Origin of the sequence: Occallatibacter riparius (assembly GCF_025264625.1) — a bacterium.
Lineage (GTDB): Bacteria > Acidobacteriota > Terriglobia > Terriglobales > Acidobacteriaceae > Telmatobacter > Telmatobacter riparius.
The window spans coordinates 6,597,182-6,614,453 of the sequence record NZ_CP093313.1 but is presented as its reverse complement, the minus strand read 5'-3'; the positions used below and the strand labels follow the sequence as shown (position 1 = coordinate 6,614,453).

General features: G+C 60.4%; 25 protein-coding genes. 15 read left to right on the top strand and 10 right to left on the bottom strand.

The annotated features are described in order from the left end of the window. Positions 1–60 precede the first annotated feature (60 nt). The 3 genes from MOP44_RS27920 to MOP44_RS27045 form a co-directional block, all read right to left on the bottom strand. A complete protein-coding gene (locus MOP44_RS27920) occupies positions 61–1,002 on the bottom strand; it encodes an IPT/TIG domain-containing protein (RefSeq protein WP_313901039.1) in 942 nt (313 codons plus the stop codon). Between the two features lie 344 nt (positions 1,003–1,346). Next, a complete protein-coding gene (locus MOP44_RS27050) occupies positions 1,347–1,832 on the bottom strand; it encodes a DUF1851 domain-containing protein (protein ID WP_260793688.1) in 486 nt (161 codons plus the stop codon). A gap of 27 nt (positions 1,833–1,859) precedes the next feature. Continuing rightward, positions 1,860–2,273 carry a hypothetical protein gene (locus MOP44_RS27045; protein ID WP_260793687.1) on the bottom strand — a complete coding sequence of 138 codons (414 nt, stop codon included), beginning with the start codon at positions 2,271–2,273 and terminating at the stop codon, positions 1,860–1,862. Between the two features lie 189 nt (positions 2,274–2,462). Here MOP44_RS27045 and MOP44_RS27040 point away from each other — a divergent pair, with 189 nt between their 5' ends. The 3 genes from MOP44_RS27040 to MOP44_RS27030 all read left to right on the top strand — a co-directional run bounded on the left by MOP44_RS27040 (position 2,463) and on the right by MOP44_RS27030 (position 4,407). Beyond that, on the top strand, positions 2,463–3,173 hold the full coding sequence (locus MOP44_RS27040) for a tetratricopeptide repeat protein (protein WP_260793686.1): 711 nt from the start codon (positions 2,463–2,465) through the stop codon (positions 3,171–3,173). 116 nt (positions 3,174–3,289) lie between these two features. Beyond that, positions 3,290–3,877, top strand: a complete 588-nt coding sequence (locus tag MOP44_RS27035; RefSeq protein WP_260793685.1) for an RNA polymerase sigma factor — start codon at positions 3,290–3,292, stop codon at positions 3,875–3,877. Beyond that, a complete protein-coding gene (locus tag MOP44_RS27030) occupies positions 3,874–4,407 on the top strand; it encodes a hypothetical protein (protein ID WP_260793684.1) in 534 nt (177 codons plus the stop codon). Before MOP44_RS27035 ends, MOP44_RS27030 begins: the two co-directional genes overlap by 4 nt. Positions 4,408–4,430: 23 nt before the next feature. On the opposite strand, the gene MOP44_RS27025 is transcribed toward MOP44_RS27030, so the two are convergent. Beyond that, on the bottom strand, positions 4,431–5,087 hold the full coding sequence (locus MOP44_RS27025) for a hypothetical protein (RefSeq protein ID WP_260793683.1): 657 nt from the start codon (positions 5,085–5,087) through the stop codon (positions 4,431–4,433). Between the two features lie 90 nt (positions 5,088–5,177). After that, positions 5,178–5,534 carry a phage holin family protein gene (locus MOP44_RS27020; RefSeq protein ID WP_260793682.1) on the bottom strand — a complete coding sequence of 119 codons (357 nt, stop codon included), beginning with the start codon at positions 5,532–5,534 and terminating at the stop codon, positions 5,178–5,180. 135 nt (positions 5,535–5,669) lie between these two features. On the opposite strand from MOP44_RS27020, the gene MOP44_RS27015 reads away from it, so the two are divergent. The 3 genes from MOP44_RS27015 to MOP44_RS27005 are packed head-to-tail and all read left to right on the top strand — an operon-like array spanning position 5,670 to position 7,235. Continuing rightward, the gene (locus tag MOP44_RS27015) at positions 5,670–6,506 is read left to right on the top strand and encodes a hypothetical protein (protein WP_260793681.1); all 837 of its coding nucleotides are present in this window, start codon (positions 5,670–5,672) and stop codon (positions 6,504–6,506) included. 35 nt (positions 6,507–6,541) lie between these two features. Beyond that, the gene (locus tag MOP44_RS27010; protein WP_260793680.1) at positions 6,542–6,955 is read left to right on the top strand and encodes a cupin domain-containing protein; all 414 of its coding nucleotides are present in this window, start codon (positions 6,542–6,544) and stop codon (positions 6,953–6,955) included. 16 nt (positions 6,956–6,971) lie between these two features. Next, positions 6,972–7,235 (top strand): hypothetical protein, encoded by a 264-nt coding sequence (locus MOP44_RS27005; protein ID WP_260793679.1) that lies wholly within the window; start codon positions 6,972–6,974, stop codon positions 7,233–7,235. An 18-nt stretch (positions 7,236–7,253) separates the two neighbouring features. Here the strand turns inward: MOP44_RS27005 and MOP44_RS27000 are convergent, their stop codons facing one another. Both MOP44_RS27000 and MOP44_RS26995 read right to left on the bottom strand, forming a co-directional pair. Beyond that, a complete protein-coding gene (locus MOP44_RS27000; protein ID WP_260793678.1) occupies positions 7,254–7,727 on the bottom strand; it encodes a MarR family winged helix-turn-helix transcriptional regulator in 474 nt (157 codons plus the stop codon). Then, positions 7,728–8,300: a methyltransferase family protein gene (locus tag MOP44_RS26995; RefSeq protein WP_260793677.1), complete on the bottom strand. Its 573-nt coding sequence runs from the start codon at positions 8,298–8,300 to the stop codon at positions 7,728–7,730. 174 nt (positions 8,301–8,474) lie between these two features. On the opposite strand from MOP44_RS26995, the gene MOP44_RS26990 reads away from it, so the two are divergent. Together MOP44_RS26990 and MOP44_RS26985 are read left to right on the top strand one after the other, a co-directional pair. Continuing rightward, the gene (locus MOP44_RS26990) at positions 8,475–9,050 is read left to right on the top strand and encodes an anthranilate synthase component II (protein ID WP_260793676.1); all 576 of its coding nucleotides are present in this window, start codon (positions 8,475–8,477) and stop codon (positions 9,048–9,050) included. 24 nt (positions 9,051–9,074) lie between these two features. Next, complete coding sequence (locus MOP44_RS26985; protein ID WP_260793675.1) at positions 9,075–10,022, top strand: hypothetical protein; 948 nt, start codon at positions 9,075–9,077, stop codon at positions 10,020–10,022. Between the two features lie 14 nt (positions 10,023–10,036). Here the strand turns inward: MOP44_RS26985 and MOP44_RS26980 are convergent, their stop codons facing one another. After that, a complete protein-coding gene (locus MOP44_RS26980; RefSeq protein WP_260793674.1) occupies positions 10,037–10,465 on the bottom strand; it encodes an ester cyclase in 429 nt (142 codons plus the stop codon). A gap of 89 nt (positions 10,466–10,554) precedes the next feature. Beyond that, positions 10,555–11,463 (bottom strand): formate/nitrite transporter family protein, encoded by a 909-nt coding sequence (locus tag MOP44_RS26975; RefSeq protein ID WP_260793673.1) that lies wholly within the window; start codon positions 11,461–11,463, stop codon positions 10,555–10,557. Between the two features lie 181 nt (positions 11,464–11,644). Between MOP44_RS26975 and MOP44_RS26970 the strand changes: the two genes are divergently transcribed. From MOP44_RS26970 to MOP44_RS26960, 3 genes are all read left to right on the top strand, one after another. Beyond that, on the top strand, positions 11,645–12,250 hold the full coding sequence (locus MOP44_RS26970) for a hypothetical protein (RefSeq protein WP_260793672.1): 606 nt from the start codon (positions 11,645–11,647) through the stop codon (positions 12,248–12,250). Between the two features lie 403 nt (positions 12,251–12,653). Further along, positions 12,654–13,121 (top strand): septal ring lytic transglycosylase RlpA family protein, encoded by a 468-nt coding sequence (locus MOP44_RS26965; RefSeq protein ID WP_313901038.1) that lies wholly within the window; start codon positions 12,654–12,656, stop codon positions 13,119–13,121. Between the two features lie 85 nt (positions 13,122–13,206). After that, on the top strand, positions 13,207–14,232 hold the full coding sequence (locus MOP44_RS26960; RefSeq protein ID WP_260793671.1) for a Gfo/Idh/MocA family protein: 1,026 nt from the start codon (positions 13,207–13,209) through the stop codon (positions 14,230–14,232). 62 nt (positions 14,233–14,294) lie between these two features. On the opposite strand, the gene MOP44_RS26955 is transcribed toward MOP44_RS26960, so the two are convergent. Further along, complete coding sequence (locus MOP44_RS26955) at positions 14,295–14,918, bottom strand: TetR/AcrR family transcriptional regulator (protein ID WP_260793670.1); 624 nt, start codon at positions 14,916–14,918, stop codon at positions 14,295–14,297. Between the two features lie 87 nt (positions 14,919–15,005). On the opposite strand from MOP44_RS26955, the gene MOP44_RS26950 reads away from it, so the two are divergent. The 4 genes from MOP44_RS26950 (at position 15,006) to MOP44_RS26935 (ending at position 17,271) form a co-directional block, all read left to right on the top strand. Further along, complete coding sequence (locus MOP44_RS26950; protein ID WP_260793669.1) at positions 15,006–15,662, top strand: NAD(P)-dependent oxidoreductase; 657 nt, start codon at positions 15,006–15,008, stop codon at positions 15,660–15,662. Between the two features lie 123 nt (positions 15,663–15,785). Continuing rightward, on the top strand, positions 15,786–16,091 hold the full coding sequence (locus MOP44_RS26945) for an antibiotic biosynthesis monooxygenase (protein WP_260793668.1): 306 nt from the start codon (positions 15,786–15,788) through the stop codon (positions 16,089–16,091). A 132-nt stretch (positions 16,092–16,223) separates the two neighbouring features. Next, on the top strand, positions 16,224–16,790 hold the full coding sequence (locus MOP44_RS26940; protein ID WP_260793667.1) for a hypothetical protein: 567 nt from the start codon (positions 16,224–16,226) through the stop codon (positions 16,788–16,790). Between the two features lie 58 nt (positions 16,791–16,848). Further along, positions 16,849–17,271 carry a luciferase domain-containing protein gene (locus tag MOP44_RS26935; protein ID WP_260793666.1) on the top strand — a complete coding sequence of 141 codons (423 nt, stop codon included), beginning with the start codon at positions 16,849–16,851 and terminating at the stop codon, positions 17,269–17,271. The last annotated feature ends 1 nt before the right edge of the window (position 17,272 follow it).

The window sequence follows — 17,272 nt, the reverse complement described above, 5'->3', positions numbered from 1 at the left end:
GCCGCCTGGCTCCTTACGTGTGGAGTGAATTTCCGGATGTCGCCGGCTTGGGATGGCCAGCTAAGGCGTGCAGGTGATGGTAGCGTTGTCGCTCGGTGTGCCGCCCGAAAAAACGTCAGAAGCATTCGAGCATACCGGGAAGTTCCCGGAGACCGACGAACTCGAGGCCACGGTGGGGCAATTGGGGTTCTGGGCCACAACGGTGCAGTTGCCGTAGCCAGAAACCGAACTGACCTTCCAGGGTGAGGTGCTAAAGGTGTTGTTGATCAGACCGTAGGGCTTGTCCACAGTCACAGTGCACCCGGAGAATCCGCTCTCGGGGCTCTGCAACCCAATGGAGCCGCCGGGCCAGTTGTACAAGGTGGCGGAGATATCGCCGTCGTGCGCGCTCACGCTGGCTGTGAACGTGTCATGCGGGCAGGAGCAGGTGGGCGTGCCATCGCTCTCGAAGCCATTTACCTCGCTGCCTGCCGGGCATTTGAAGCCGGCCAGGTTGGCGGTTCCCGGAGGTCCGGTTGGTCCAGTGGGCCCCTGCGGTCCAACTGGTCCTTGAGGTCCAGTGGGTCCCTGCGGTCCCTGGATGCCCTGGGGGCCTTGAGGACCCTGAATACCCTGCGGTCCTTGCGGGCCTTGTACGCCCAGCGTCACGTCGAGATTGGCCACATCACTCTTGTCGTCATTGTCATCGTGGCCTTTGCCGTTCTCGGCCTTGTGCACGGTGAGGTGGTAGCTCCCCGGCAGAATTCCACCCGGAAGGTTCGCGACGATTTGCGTGTTGGTGTTGCTCACCAAAGTCAGCGTGGCCGCGTCCAGCGTGACGGTCGGCGCTTTGGTCCCAAAGTTGTTGCCGGTTATGGTGATCGTGTTGGCTACAAAGTTGGCTTGGGCGCTGACGATGACCGGCGCCTTCTTTGGGTCATCCGCGCGAGACCTGAATCCGCTTGCCAATACGAGCGCAGAGAGAGCCAGGGTTGAAACCACTTTCAGAGGCAGCTTGATCATGATCCATCTCCTTTTTTCGAACGCGGAAATGGGGACAGAGAGAACCCGTGGGCAATCATTCCCAGGTGCTGCAGATTTTGTCGTTTTGCCCCGTATACAAGTGACTGAACGGCGATGGGCCAGGTGGTCATCGCTCTGTACGCAGATCAAGTCTCCCGAGATGGGGTCCTGGGATTGGTGCTGGCTCGCGGGAGGGGGAGAATGCGAGCGTTTCCGCTCACTGCTGTAACGTTGTAGCGCATCCGCATCGCCTTAGCAACATTAGTTATAGATGCTGGATGAAACTTTCGTCACAATGGGAACCGCGCGGGCTTTGTGGTGCGTGACGCTGAAGGAAGGCTGAGTCATTGCTTAGTGTTTAGGTCTTGAACGACGAGGTGCACACTCGCCCCGTCTGGCAGGTCTTTCGTCTGTCGAACAATATCTGCCATGAATGAGAAATGCACAGACAGGTCGCAAGGCGCGACGTTCTCCACTTCGTAGCTCCCACCCAGAATTGGCGGGACTCTGAAGCTGTAACACTGAGTGGCCGAAAGAACGAGCCCCGCCTGCCGGCACGCATCCGCCAAGGAAATCATCAGCCAGTTGTCGGCATTGTCGTCCTGGTCGACCAGATCGCAGAAGTGATCGAGACTGTCGGCCAGACGTTCGAGAACTCCCGTCCCGAGATTAAGCAGATGAACGGAACCGTCTTCGAAGACAGCAAAAACATCCCCGAATAGGTTCACCATCCACACCGTGAACTCACTCGGAAGCGGTGGAACCCAGTCTGATAAAAGCTCGGTCCAGTCCTTGCCTTTCTGTTCGATGAGGTAGTCAGTCAGGAGCATTGGCGGACACCATCTTCGAAAGGCGAATTAGTACTCCGGCCCTGCGCCAGAAGCCCCGGTGCCTTCAATCCCTACCGGTAGGGGAGGCATGCCCCCGCGTGCGCGCGCTTCGTCCACGACGGCATCCAGGTGCTGCAGCGTTTCTTCAAGGCTCATGGTGTAGAGTTCGCGCTGGCTGTCGTGGCCTTCTTCAATCAGCTGCTTCAGATAGCGTCCCGCGACCTGCGCTGCAAGCTGGTCAGTGATGACCTTGCCGGTGCGCTTCTTCTGTTCTACCCAGGCGGTGCAGGGCAGTGCGATGTTGATTCGGTTGCCGTTAACGGCGAACCGGATATCGACCGCGTCGGCGTGGCGCGTGGCGATGGCCACAATGTTGGCTTTCCAAGTGCAGTGCAGCTCTTCGCCCGTCCAACGGTCGGTTACGCGGAACTCTTCGTACATGGTTCTAGGCTATCGTTCCAGCCCCGCCGCGGCAAGTAACGGCCATCACGCAGATCCGTGGCAAGAGGGAGGCGCGGCCGTGTGGACGCTGCCAGAACCCGCTGTTAGACTAGTAAGGTTGCAGTCGTAGTGCCTCCATCCTGACGGACCTGCCTGCAAGTCACTCCAAGAAGGACACAAGAGACCCAAGTGAAGACTGAAACCCGTCACGCGCTTAAACAGGACAAGTTCGCACAGGCCGCCCAGGGTGGCGTTAGCTGGGTCACCGATCACCGCTCCGGTGTGTTGCGCTGGGTGATCACCGGCGCTGCCGTGATCATCGTCATTGTTGCCGCGCTCGTGTTCTGGAACGTCCGGTCTTCCTCCGCGCAGGCCGCTCTCGGCGCCGCGCTCGACACCTACTCCGCGCCGCTCAATCAGCCCGGCGCCCCGGCCCAGGCCGGCTCTTACAACACCGCAGCCGAGCGCTCCAAGGCCGCCAATCAGCAGTTCGTCGCAGTTGCCAATCAGTACGGCATGATGCCCGAAGGCTCCAAGGCTCACTACTTCGCCGGCGTGACCTATCAGGAACTCGGCCAGACCGGCTCGGCTGAATCCGAGCTGAAGCAGGCCGCCGGCTCCTGGAATCGCGACATCGCCAACCTGGCCAAGCTGGCTCTTGCCGGCCTCTATCACCAGACAGGCCGCGATGCACAGGCGATCGACATCTACAACGAGCTGATTAAGAGCCCATCGACCACCGTCTCGGCGTCCGTCGCGCAGCTCGACCTGGCCGATCTTTATATCGCGCAGGGCAAGCAGGATCAGGCCCGGAAGCTCTGGGCCAGCATCAAGGATTCCGACAAGGATGGCATGGCCGGCTCCCTCGCAGCCCAGAAGCTCGCCGGTAAGCAGCAGTAAAGCAGGGAAAAGGGAGTAGGGAATAGGGAGTAGAAAGCGCGGCACAGGAATTAACTATTCCCTACCGCCTGCTCCCTGTTCTTGAGCATTTCTCGCGGGCGTTGCGTCTGGTGAATATGAGCGCCAGCCTCACCCTACCGTGGATGGAGATCGCACCCAGCGCTGTGCAGCCCGAAACCCGCCAGCACGCGAAAGATGATGCGCTTGCGGCCCTCGTGGAGCAGTACGCCCCCACTCTGTACCGGGTCGCCTTTTCCGTTCTCCGTAACGCCGCTGATGCTGAAGATGCCGTGCAAGAGGCATTCCTGCGCGTGCTCCGCCACCGCGACACCCTGGAAGAAGTCCGCGATCAGCGTGTCTGGCTCGTGCGCATCGTGTGGAACATCGTTCTCGATCGCAAGCGCCGCGCCAAGACCCGCCCCGAAACCGACGACGTCTCAGAACTCGCGCGCGTGCTGCCCGCTACGGGCCTGACGGCGGAAGACCGCGCCGCGGCCGCGGAGCATCACGCCTTGGTGCTGGCCGAGGTCGACAAGCTTCCCCCCAAGGAGCGCCAGGTGCTGGTGCTCTCCGCATTTGAAGAGCTGAGCAGCGTTGAGATTGCGACCATTCTCGGCATCACTGAGTCCAGCGTGCGTTCGCGCCTCTTCCGCGCGCGCAACCTCATGGCCGACCTCCTCGAGCGCCCAAGGAGTGCAAGATGACTTCCCCCCGACAGAACGATATTCCCGATCGGGCCCCGAACGCCGACGAGACTTTGCGCCTCATCGCTACACTGCCGGCCCCCGATGGTCTCGCTGATCGCGTGCAGGCAAGGCTGGCTGCTGCTCCGCGCCGCCCCTTTCTGCTGAGCTCGTTTGGTTTCAGTCGCAATGGCTGGATGTTCAGCCCCGTCCTGCGCGGCTGCGCTGCTGCGGCCATCGTGGTGCTCGTCGCCGGCGGCGGATTCACCATCTACTCGCGCGTACAGCCCGCCCCCACTGCAAAGGTCATGGAGATGCCTACGCGCATCGGCCCGAACGGCGGCTTCTCCAACGCGGGCGCCATGCGCACCCCCGACACGCTGAACGGCCCTGTGCTGAAGGAGCCGGCTCTGAAGAATCCGGCGCTTGCGACCCCCGCAGCACCCGCGCAGCAGAATGTGATTGCGCCCATGCCCTCATCGCAGCCCCAGACCCTTGCCCCGAAGGCGGCACCGTCTAGCCACAAAAAGAAGGCTGCCGCGATCCGCTGAGATTCAAATCGATATGGCAACGCTCATCTTCGCCCTGTCTCAAGACGGTACCTGAGCTGTACCTGTGCTCCGTCGGGAAGTCGTTGCCACCAGGTCTCCAGGTTGCCGAGCCGGCTCTTCCGCGTCACCAGAACGAATGGCTTGCTTTTCCAGTCCTCCCCACCGCAAACGCCGCCCTGGTATCCGAGGCCAACATTCCAAGTTTGGCCTACTCGCTCCAGTTTGGCGCGGTCGAATGTGAACGCCCATCTCTGCGCTGCATTCAGCGGAATCGTCGGGTAGGGGACTACTTCGAGCGCCAGCTTGCGTGACGGGTTCACGTCCACCACGGGCCAGATCCACAGGGCGCGTTTGTTGTGGGACTCCGATCCAGCCTCTTGCGAAAAATACACCTGCTGAATCCATCGGACACGGGGCTTGTTGATCATCTGCCCGCCCACAGCGGCAAGCCAGAGCTGGTCTTTGCCACCGTCGGTGTCGCGGTAGGCGAAGTCTGGAATGATCCAACGCCCGCGGGCCTGCGCCCACTCTGCAAACCGATAGTTCATCTGGGGCGAGGTCAAGTCGACGGCTCCCCGAACGATGATGATGTTGTGAACTGGATGCTCCTGCGCCGTCTCCGCCTGCAGAATCTTCGCGATGCAAAGAACAACAACCCCGATTGAAAGCCGCCAACCCATGCTCGAAACCCACCTTGGCCCAACTCTTCAAGCTATGGGTTCGGAGGGGCTTGGGTCGGTGTCGAGCGGCACACCTGTTTATGGCGGCTACTAGTGCGGCTGCTTCGCTGGTTCGCGCGTCAGGGCTTTGATGATCATTCCCAGCAGCGCGAGAATTACCGCGCCGAGAAACGCCGGCAGCAGCCCAACCACCTGGAATCCCGGCACAAGCGAGGAGGCCACCAGGATCATGATTGCGTTGATCACCATCAGGAAGATTCCCAGCGTGAGAATGCTGATGGGGAACGTCAGGATCTTGAGGATCAGTCCCACCGTGGCGTTCAGCAGCCCTATCACCGCTGCCGCAATCAGCGCCGCGGCAAACCCGCTCACGTGAAACCCCGGCACAAGCTCTGACGTGATCAACAGAGCCACAGCGCTCAACAGCCAGTGAAGCAATAGCCGCATCGAATCGTTCTCCTTGCACGTTCAGTATGACCGCAATCTATGCGTTTCCTGCAACCGCATCATAACCCGGACCCCGCTAAACTCAACAGAGAACGACCTTTTCCGCCGATGCGTGTCCAAACCCATAGTTCCCGCGTGCGACTCCGCTCCCAACTCGGCGCAATCTGTCTCTTTGTCGCGTCGATCGCCGCGGCCCAATCCAGTGCACCTCTGCCTGATCCGCGCCAGCTCATGCGCGACGTTGTCGCCCACCAGAAGCAGCTTGAGAAGGTGCGCGAAAACTACACCTACAGCTCGCAGATCACGCAGCAGGACCTCGACTCGAAGGGCAACGTCACGAAGACCGAAACGACGGAGAGCGAGAACTTCTTCGTGAACGGCCACGCCATCAGCCGCACCGTGAAGAAAGATGGCAAGCCGCTCAGCCCTCACGACGAGCAAAAGGAAACCGAGCGCGTAACAAAGCAGGTCCAGAAGGCCGAGAAGCTACCGCCCGATCAGCCGCTCGAAGGGCAGGCCATCAGCATCAGCCGCATCCTCGACATCATGGACGTCGGGCCGCCGCGCCGCGAGACCTTCCGCAACCGTTCCACCATCGTCTTCGACTTCGTCGGCCGAAAAGACGCGAAGGCTCACGGCATCGCTGAAGAGGCCTCGAAGAAGCTCAAGGGAACCATGTGGATCGACGAAGCGGACCGCGAAGTCGCGCACCTTGAGGTCACGTTCTACGACAACTTCCACATCGCCGGGGGCCTTCTCGCCAACATCCAAAAAGGCACAAGCTTCCGCTTTGACCAGGCACCCGTCGACGGTGCTCTCTGGCTGCCCACCGGCGGCGAAGGTAACGTGCAGTTGCGTGTCGTGATGGTGAAAGGAATTCGCCAGCATTTCACCGAGCGCAATTATGATTACAAGCGCTTCTCCGTCGAGACTCAGCAGAACAAGGATGCAAAGGTCGTCGGCAAGCCCTGATTCTGATTGACGCATCGACCGCCCGGAGGCACTTCATGATCGCACCGCCGCTCGCTGGCAACGTCCTCGGATCCGCGGGACACTCCTTCGCAGTCGCCGAATGGCGCGATGCGGGAGGCGAGTCTGCTTCGCCTCGCCACATCGCACCCTGGCACGTTCATCACAAAGATGACGAGGCTTGGTATGTGCTCGAAGGCGCGCTCTCAGTCCGCGCCGGCGATGAGGTAATCGAACTGCCGGCCGGCTCTGCGTATCTGGTTCCGCGCGGCACGCCGCACACTTACTGGAATCCCGGCCCCGCGCCCGTTCGTTATCTGCTCTTCATGACGCCCACAATTCTTCGCCTCATCCAGAGCATTCACGCGGCTACTGATCGCAGCCCCGCGGCCATGGCCGCTCTCTTCGCGCAGCACGACTCTGCGCTCGTCGATCCGCCGCCCGGCCTGTGACCGCTACACTCGAATCATGTTCGTGCGCAAGCTCAGCATCCAGCGCGTCGACGCCACCGGCGAACGCCACCCGTGCCCCATCCGCTGGATCGACAACTTCGCCATGCGCAACTTCACCAACGACGCGGTCTTCGACGACACACTCCCCATTGCCGATGGCTTGCTCGAAGCCGGCCATCGTGTCCCGATCGCGCGTCTACAGCATGCGATGGAAGACTGGTTTCGCCGCAAAGGCTATCTCAAGCCCGATGAGAGACTCGAGATCACCGAATTGAAGTAGCCTCGCAACCGCACCGACTCACTGTCCCCCGACTTCTTCCAGCAACTCCCTCAGCCGCGCCACCGCCGCCACCAGCCCTTCGCGTTCGCCTGCCTTTGCGCGCTCCAATGCTGTCTGCAACGGCCCGCGGCTCAGCGCCGGAATCTGCTCGCGCACGAATTTGCGCACAATGACCGTGGGATGAATCCGCGTTACGCGCCCATCCGCCGCGTCAGTCCGCCGCTCGATCATGCCGCGCTTCTCCAGCCGGTCCACAATCCCGCTCACAGTGGAGTGCGCCAGGCTCACCTCGCGGCTCAGGTCCTTCAGGCTGATGCCGTCATGCTGCACTACGGCCTGCATCACTGCGCTCTGCGGAATTGTCAGCTCGCCACGCGCCACTTCGGCTTCCAACGGCCTGCGCAACGCACGCCGGATGGCGCCGAGATCCTTCTCCATGCGCTCGGCTTGCGCCGAGATCTCCGAGCCGTTCTTCGCGCGTTTTCCCGCCACTTAGAGCACCCCCGGTATCAGCGCCTTCACGCGCTGTCGATAAGCAGCATACGCCTGCGGAAATGTCTCCAGCATGAGCCGCTCCTCCTGCCCGATTTTTATCGCGAGCGCCAGCGTCACCATCACCAACCCCAGCACGCAGCGCCATTCGCCGGACGCAATCATCGAACCCACGCACGCCGTCAGCAATCCTGTGTAGATAGGGTGCCGCGCTACCGCGTAGGGTCCGCTTGTGATCAATTCGTGGCCAGCCTTCACGGTCGCGCGCCCGCTCCAATTTGCGCCCAGCGTGATCCGCGCCCAGATAGCGAACGCGCACCCGATCATCGTCATCAGAACTCCGGCCAGCGCTAGCTCCCGCGAGTCCGTCATGAACCGCTGACCGAGCCACCCCGCGCGAAACCACGTGCTGCCCAGGAGCGAGAAACCCAGCAGCGCCAGCGCGAGGTGAAACACCCGCGCCCCTGAAGGCTGCGAGCGCACTGTCTTGCGCGTGAAAGGGAAGCCCACTGCCCACACCAGCCCCAGCGTCGCCCATGTACCTCCGATGGCCGCATGAATGTCGATTGTCATCGCCTGACCTCCTTGTACAATCCCGGTAAACTACGTCGCATACGATACGTCGTATACGACGTATGTTCCTATAAGCCCGCTGCGGTGTCAAGCCATTTCACGGAACCGCGGTTGGGCACTGGCCAGGGCTGATGGCTGAAAGCTGGTTGCTGACAGCTGTTCTAAACTAGATTCATGGTCTTCGTCCTCGATAATTACGACTCGTTCACCTACAACCTCGTCCAGTATCTGGGCGAGCTCGGCGCAAAGATTGAGGTGCGCCGCAACGACGAGCTTACGGTCGAAGAAGTCGAAGCCCTCAAGCCGGAGCGCATCCTGCTCTCGCCCGGCCCCTGCACGCCAGCGGAGGCCGGCATCCTGGTTCCGCTCATTCGCCACATGGCGGGCAAGGCGCCTATGCTCGGCGTCTGCCTCGGCCACCAGGCCATTGGCGAGGCCTTCGGCGGCGATGTCGTCCGCGCGCGCAACCTTATGCACGGCAAGGTCAGCAAGGTCGATCACAACGGAACCGGTGTCTTCCGCGGCCTGCCCACACCGCTCACATGCACGCGCTATCACTCGCTCATCGTGGCGGAAGACACGCTGCCCGCTGAGCTCGAGGTCACGGCCCGCACGCCCGAGCCGGACGGCGCCTCCGTTATCATGGGCCTGCGCCATCGCAGCCTGCCCATTGAAGGCGTGCAGTTCCACCCAGAGAGCGTGCTTACTGAAGGCGGCCGTCAGATGATCCGCAACTTCCTGGAAATGTAGATGGCTGTGGTTTCGAGGCACGGAGTGAGATGTGCTTCCGCGTGCGCCGCACTTATGTGCTTCTCCGCGGCAGCGCAACAGCCCGTCAACCCGACTCAACTCTCCACCGCCATGCCCGGCCTGGCCTCAACTGCTTCGCCCATCGCCATCGTCCCTGTGGATGCCTCCACCAGCGTTACGGGCGCTCTCTCGATCAGTGCGGGCAAAGCTGTAATTGCCACGACGGGCAGCATCACCTCTGCCGCAAAAGCCACTGAAGTTGTTCTGCCGCACCGCGGCACTCTGCGCGTTTGCGCCGCCACTACCGTCAATCTCGCGGCCGACAACAGCGTTCCCTCTGGCGAAACACCTGGCCTGATGATGTCTCTTGACCACGGTGCCATCGAAACCAGCTTTGCCACCGGCCAGAACGCCGACGTCGTGCTCACGCCCGACTTCCGTATCCTCATCGGAGCCCCAGGCTCGTCCGACCTGAAGGTGCGTCTCGGGGAGCATGGCGATACCTGCGTCGATAATCCGGGAACACACGCGCCGTATGTCGTTGTCAGCAGCGTGTTCGATGGAGGCGCCTATCGCGTGCAGCCCGGCCAGCGCGTGATGTTCCAGCATGGCAGCCTCTCTGAAGTTGTCGACAACGAGAAGGAACCCTGCGGATGCCCGCCTGAACCCAAGCCCGGCACCAATGATTTCCCCTTAGCGCAAAGCGCCGGCATCGGCCCGCAGGCGCCGCCCATCACGGCTCCTCCGGCTGCTTCCGTTTCCAAGCCAGCCGAACAAACCACAGTCAATCAGCCGCTCGTCTATCAGGCGCAACCGGCTGCGCCCGAACAGCCCGCAGCAGCACCCACTACCGATGCCACGGAACAAGCTCCCGCACCGCAGCCTGCGCCGGCCAAGCCCAGCCCGCAGAAGAAGAAAGGCTTCTTCCACAGCGTCGGCCAGTTCTTCCGCAAGATTTTTGGCGCAGAGTAGGCGGCAGATCGATTTCAGGCAGGCGGAGGCCCGGGAATCACTCCGAGCTGCTGCATCAATCCGAGCGTGTCCATCAGGATCCGGCTGTCTGCCATTTTCCCGTCGCTCAGACGATCGATCACTACGCCGGGAACCGCGACCTTCCGCCCCGTCGCAGGAACCCCAAGAAAATCACCGCTGTGCGTTCCCGACCACTTGAATCGCGAAACCACCTTGTCGCCGGAAGCTATTGTCTCTTCGATCACCCACTGAATATCCGGGAAAGCGGTCCGCATCATCACGACGACATCTTTCAAGCCTTGCCGGCCTTGTTGCTGGCCGGGCAGCGGATCGAGTTCGACGAAGTCTTCGTGAACAAGCTCGTCGGCTGCTTCCAGCCGGCCCTGATTGATGACTTCCTCTACGAATCTCTGCATAATGGCGACGTTCTGGATTTCCGGCAAGTCCTTGATCCTCCGCAGACGTTTGTACCAGCCCGGAAATCATAAATCCGGATCATCGACTATGAGGAGGGGCGACTCTTTTTCAGCCTCTACGACGCTTTCTTCTGTTCTTCTTCCGCCGCGAGCTGCTTCTCCTGCTTTTCTGCGACCTTCATGATTTCCTCGGTCTCTTTGCCATAGATCGCCTGTCCGTACTCCAGTACCGTCACGAGGCCAACGCCACCGCAGATGTTGCCCGCCACCGCCGGCCCCAGCCACTGCGCATAGGCTCCCCACGACGCGTGGCCCGTGAGAACGGCTACCAGGATCTCGCATGAGCTAGCTATGCAGTGTGCAAAATTTCCGGCGCCCACTACAAACGTGAGCATCCAGATCAGCACAACTGATCCGGTAATCGAGTGCGATCCCGAAACGAGCCAAGCAGCCAACGCGATCATCCATCCGCCAATCACGCCCGACCAAAAAAGTGCGCTTGGCGGATGCGACAGCCCTTGCACCCCCAGTTTCACCAGTGCGTCCACAAATCGCGGCTCCAGCGCGGGTGTGCGCGCCGCCAACGCCGAGAAGGCCAGTGCGCCAGCGATGTTTGCCGGCAGCACAATTGACCAGAGCCGCACGGTATTCCAGAATTCGCGCTTCTCTGCCAGCACGAGCGCAACCGGGTAAAGCGTGTTCTCCGTAAATAGTTGCGCCCGCCCAATGATCACTACGATGAAGCCAAGCGGATAGAGCATGCTCGCCAGCAGGTGCGCTGACGGCGACGCGCCCAGCAGAGCGAGCCCAATCGCCGACCCCAGCGCGGAGAAGCCCATGAACGCGCCGCCGCCAAACCCTGAGATGGCCAGCGACACGTTCGAGCGCTTCAACTCCTGCCGCGCGTTGCTGGCTACCTGCTTGTAGATGTCCTCGGCCGACGGACGCGCCAGGTTCTTCTGGTGCGAGTCCACGGGCTGCGGCCCTGCCTTCTCAGCTTTCCTGCGGCGAAACGGGTAGCGCATGAACGCGGGTCTCCTCAGTCCCGTGCATGGCGCAAGGGGCTGAGTGTATAGATGCACGCCTGTTCCTCGTTCGTCGGTTCAGGCTGCGGTTTGAGGGGGAGAGTCGCCGGGAAATTAGGAAAGCAAGTACCCGTAACTGTTCTACAATTCTGTCCGTCCATTGCATTGAAGGGGGCCCCATATGCTTTGCCATGTTGTTTCTTCGTCTCGACTCCTGTTTGCCGTTATCACCGGTGCGGCTGTGTTCGGCGCCGTCCAGCTTGCCGCTGCACAGACTCCGGCTTCATATACCCCCTCAACCGCGGGCGCCTCGTCCATCCCGGCTCCAATCCTCAACGCCAGAACCGTTTTTATCGCCAACGGAGGAGCCGATGGCGGACTGTTCCCTGAGCCCTTCTCCGGCGATCCCAACCGCGGATACTTCGCGTTCTTCGCTCAACTCAAATCGGTGGGCAAGTACGATCTGGTTTCGGATCCGTCGCAGGCCGACCTCGTCATGGATATCCAACTCACCGCGCCTAACGGCCCCCGCCAGGGTGGCAAGCAGCTTGGCGCCGCCGATCCACTCCCGTTCTTCAAGCTCGTGATCTACGACGCCAAGACCCGCTTCGCCCTGTGGACCATCACCGAGCCAATCGAATGGGCCATTCTGCAAAAGACTCACGACCGTAACTTCGATGATGCCGTTGTACGGCTTTCCGCGGATGTTCAAGCGCTGAGCCAGAAAAGCACCGCCAGCCTCTATCCACAACCGTCCACCCGGCTGGTTCCGGCGTGGCAGCGTTGAGCACGGCTCCTAGTGGGCACGAAGCCGGACAAATGGCGAATTTTGCCCCGGTTTTTGTGAGATAGATCACCAGAAACGGCTGCGGTTTGGCCCCGGAGAGCGCCGCAGGGTGGGCTCAAGGGCAAAAAAGCCGGGTCGATACCCGAAAATACCCCGCTGGCCGGCGCGGCCGCCCTGCATGAAGTTTCTTTGGTAAGTAACTGTATTGGCAGTATTTAGTTATGATGAAGGGAAACTTTGGGTAGTCGAGGCTTTAGTTCTGTTCCAAGAAAAAGGTCACATTTGAGAACCAAATTGGTAAAATGTCAGGATGGAAATTCGACGAAGGTCAGGTGCAGTTGGCCTGATTACTCCGCTCCGAATTTGGCTGCTTGCTGGTTTGTGTTCCCTTGTACTAGCCGGTGTGATCATCACCCTGGCCACTCGAACCGTACAGGCGGATGTCAAAGTGCCCCAGCAAATGGCTACTGTGCCACCTTCGGTTCCGGCTACTCCCAATGCTGCGCCGGACTCGCTGACTCTTCAGGGAACCGCCACAACCCGGCGTAAGGGCCTTCTGAAAGGCCTTGCAAGCTGGTATGGCGAGGAATTCGATGGCCAGAAGACGGCCAGCGGCGAAACGTTCGATGAGAATGCAATGACTGCGTGCCATCCAACGTTGCCGTTCGGATCCCTGGTGAGGGTGGTGAACGTACGAAACGGGCGTTCGGTGATTGTTCGTATTACCGACCGCGGTGCACTGGCGAAGGGACGGATCATCGACCTTTCAAAGGCCGCCGCTGAGAAGCTCGCTATGACCCGGGCGGGACTGGCTCCAGTGGTACTGGATGTGCTTTCGCGAGGGTCTAATCAGAACGGAGGGCAACACTAACCAGCACGATCTTGCATAGGGCGGCGGCCGGTTCCATTTGGAACCGGCCGCTGTGCTTTTGGGAGCCATTGTCTATGATGGCGGCATGACGAAGAAGATTCGCTGGGGAGTTTTGAGCACCGCTGCTATCGGCGTGAAGAAGGTGATTCCGGGCATGCAGCTCGGCCAGTACTCGGAGGTGACGGCCATCGCCTCACGCGAGCTGAGCAAAGCAAAATCGGCCGCCGATGAGCTGGGCATTGCGAAGGCCTATGGGTCTTACGAGGAACTGCTCGCGGACCCTGAGATTGACGCTATTTACAATCCGCTTCCGAACCAGCTCCACGTGCCGTGGACGGCGAAGGCCGCGGAAGCAGGAAAGCACGTGCTCTGCGAGAAGCCGCTGAGCATTACGGTGGCGGAGGCCGAGTCGCTGCTGGAGGTGCGCAGCCGCACCGGCGTCAAGATCGGAGAGGCGTTTATGATCCGCAGCTTCACGCAGTGGCTGCGGTTGCAGGAATTGCTGCGCGAGGGGCGAATTGGCGAGCTGCGGGCGGTGACGGCGTTCTTCAGCTACTTCAACGTGGACCCCACGAATATTCGCAACATGGTGGAGACGGGCGGCGGCGCACTCTACGACATAGGATGCTACTGTATCCAGTCGGCGCGGACAGGGTTTGGCACGGAGCCGACGCGGGTTGTGGGGCTCATCGAACGCGATCCGGCAATGGGCACCGACAGGTTGACTTCGGCGCTGATGGAGTTCCCTGGCGGCCAGGCGACATTTACGTGCAGCACGCAGACGATTCCTTACCAGCGGGTGCATTTCGTCGGAACGAAGGGGCGCATCGAGATCGAAATTCCATTCAATGCGCCGAAGGACCGGCCGACGCGACTGTTCATTGACGAGACGGGCGACATCTTCGGCTCCGGTATCGTGACGGAGGAATTTGCCACTGCCGATCAGTACACGATGCAGGGCGATGCTTTTTCGAAGGCGATTCTAGAAGGCGGCGAGGTTCCCGTTCCGCTCGAAGAAGGAATCGCAAATATGGCGGTGATTGAAGCGATCTTCCGGTCGGCGGAATCGGGCGGATGGGAGAAAGTGCCGAGTGGCAGAGTGGCAAAGTGACGGTCGATGTCGGCGAGTGCGGAAGGGGCAACCAGAATCACGCCGGTCGGGCGCGGAAACCGCTAGTTGAGCAGCGAGCGGACCAGAGTGTCGGCGAGCCAATTCTGGTATTTTTGAGAACTCCATCCCCGCTCGCGCACCAGCATCCGGTATATGTCGCTTCCCGTCAGCGTCCAGAAGATATCGCGCGCCATTCGGGAATTCAGATCGGGGCGTAGGCTCTTCGCCCGACTCAGAAAAACGATCATTTGTTCTTGGCGCTCGTAGCGAATCCGCTCGCGCTCCTGTTCCAGCCGCGCCAACTCTGGCGCGACCACTCCTGCGCCGCGCAATAAATCGAAGCCTTCGCGCTGGGCATCGTGAATCTGCCGGGCGATGCGGGCCGCTCCGCGCAGCCGCATTTCCGGATCTTTTTCTTCCAGGGTTTGCCTAACGGTGTCTTCATAGTCGGCCCCGAAGGTGGACTGATTGAGGAGCTCGGCGAGGATGCCCGTCTTCGATCCAAAGACTGCATAAACCGTTTGCACGGAGACCTCGGCCTGGCGCGCGATGGCGTCAACGGTTGTCCCGGCGTAACCCTCGGCTTCGAGAAGATGCCGCGTCGCCTCGACAATTCGACTGCGAGTCTCGTGAGCCTGACGCTGGCGGGTCAGCGATTTATACGCGCGTCTTGCTGAATTCGGCATTCCAAAAAAAGTTTAGCAACTCATATTGATTAGAGTCATCTCTATCGGATATGAAAGAGTGCGGAAGCTCAATGGGGGTCAACGATCATGACAAGCACTAATCGCTCGATGCGTCTCTTCGTTCTTGGCGCCACTGGCGGCATCGGGCGGCAGCTAGTGGATCAAGCACTGGAACGGCACCACCAGGTGACCGCGTTCCTCCGTTCTCCGCAAAAACTAGGCGGAGCACGCGACGGATTGACCGTGATTCGGGGCGATGTTCGTGACACGGATGCGATAAGCGCTGCGATTGCGGGTCACGATGCTGTGTTGTCGACGCTGGGGCCCCCGGGGCCTGCGCGCAACACAATCACCAGCGACGGCGCCAGGACGACCGTGGCGGCGATGCAGACCGCAGGCGTGCGCCGCCTCATTATCGTCGGAGTCGCTGCGCTTTTCCCCGACATCGGAGTGTTCGGCCGTCTGCTACGCAACACGCTTCTGCGCAATGTGGCGGATGACTCAGCTGAAATGGAACGCATTGTGAAGGCTAGCGGTCTTGACTGGACGATCGTCCGTCCACCACGCCTGACGAACGGTCCGCGGAGAGAGCGCTACGGGCTCGCAGTCGACCACCTGCCGAAAGGTGCGGGCGCGAACGCGATCATAAGCCGGGCAGACGTGGCTCACTTCATGCTCAACGAGCTGGAAAGCCCAGCTCATATCCGGCAAGTGGTCGGTGTTGCGTACACCAAGATGCCATAGGCATGGCCGCACTTGCGCACACATGGGGACCGAGATCCCCATGACGAAATTCAACGTCATGTAAGGTCACGAACCTCTCGTCAGGCTTCAGCTTAATCACTCAATTAACTCAGGAGGAAACGCATGACCCCAGTCACACAGATACTCTTGCTTACCATTAAGCCCGGGAAGATGGACGAATTCCTGGAAGCAGATCGCAACTTCCTTGCGTCGACTGTCTTACCCAAAGGCATCGCAGGCAGCCGTTTGTATAGGAGCCCCGATGGTAAGTCCGTGGTCCGGGTGGTCCAGTACGAATCAGCCGAAGCCCAGAAGGAGTATGAGCAGGATCAGGCTCTGCGACAGCAAGTCTCATTTCTCCGCAATTTTGTTGAATCGGCGACTGCGGGCTTTTATGAGGAGGTCCGCACCACGGGCGATTTCAAATAGGCTGCATTCCTCCGGTCGTCACGAGCGCGCGCCTGTCGTTTGGCGAAGCAATGTCCGCAGGCAGGCGGGTGAGGCGTGGTGGTCCGCAACCAGTGCGAACGTCCTAAGACAATTCCTTCGATGGAGGGGCTAATGAATCTCTATACCGCGATTCTATTCATCCATGCAGTCGCTGTGCTTGTCCTCACCGCTGCGTTGACTTTGGAAGCTTGGACGCTGTTCCAACTTCGACGCGCTATGCGCCCGTCCGATGTTCATCCTTGGATCGGGATGATGCGGCCCGTTGCAATTGCCGCGATCACATCGCTCGTCATCATCTATGTCACAGGTGCGTATCTTACAGAGAGCCTGCACTCCTGGTCTTTCGCCTGGCCACGTCTTGCGGTGCTCGGAATCGTGATCTTCGCTGTACTGGGGGCTATCAGTGGCCGCCGCATGCGCAAGGCTCGAAGGAACGTGGCCAGCGAATCAATGAATCCTTCTGAATGGCGTGCTCTGACGAGTAGCGCGTTCCTGAAGATATCACTGAGCACGAGAATCTGGATTGTGATGGGAACCATGCTGCTCACCGCGGACAAACCCAATCTCAGGGGGTCGCTCTTTATCGTTGCCTGTTCCCTGATTCTCGGTCTGCTGTTCTCGTTCGTTTCCTTTGGGCGCCGTTCGGCGGTTCCAGCTGCTCAGGCTGGTCATCAATGACCGCAAGTATTCGGATCGGACCCCGCACCTTTTCCAAATGACATCCGGGAGCGTCTGTATGGCTATTGCTGCCGTAAAACTCAAAGACGAGGTTTCATCGTGGCCAGGGATTTCCGTTCATCCCCATCGGTTCGCAGCGCGGGAGTACCGCTTCGGGAGGGCGGAGGTTGGCCACGTGCACTTCTGGGGAGACGTAGACATCCCGTTTCCGCGGCCCGTGCACGACTGGATAATTGCGCAGAATCTCGCAGAACAACACCGCTGGGTTCCAGATTCCGGCTGGACGACGTTCCGCATCCGTGCACAAGAGGGAGTTGAACACGCGATTTGGCTGATGCGATTGTCCTATCTACGGTATCTGCTCAGGTCTGCGGCGAAGCCTGCCGAACTGCTTGCGTCCGAGGCGGAGCGTCTTCATCTCAGTCCAGATCTGGTCAGGATCTTGTCGTCGTTCACTCCGGCAGGCGCCAAGTCCATCTAGC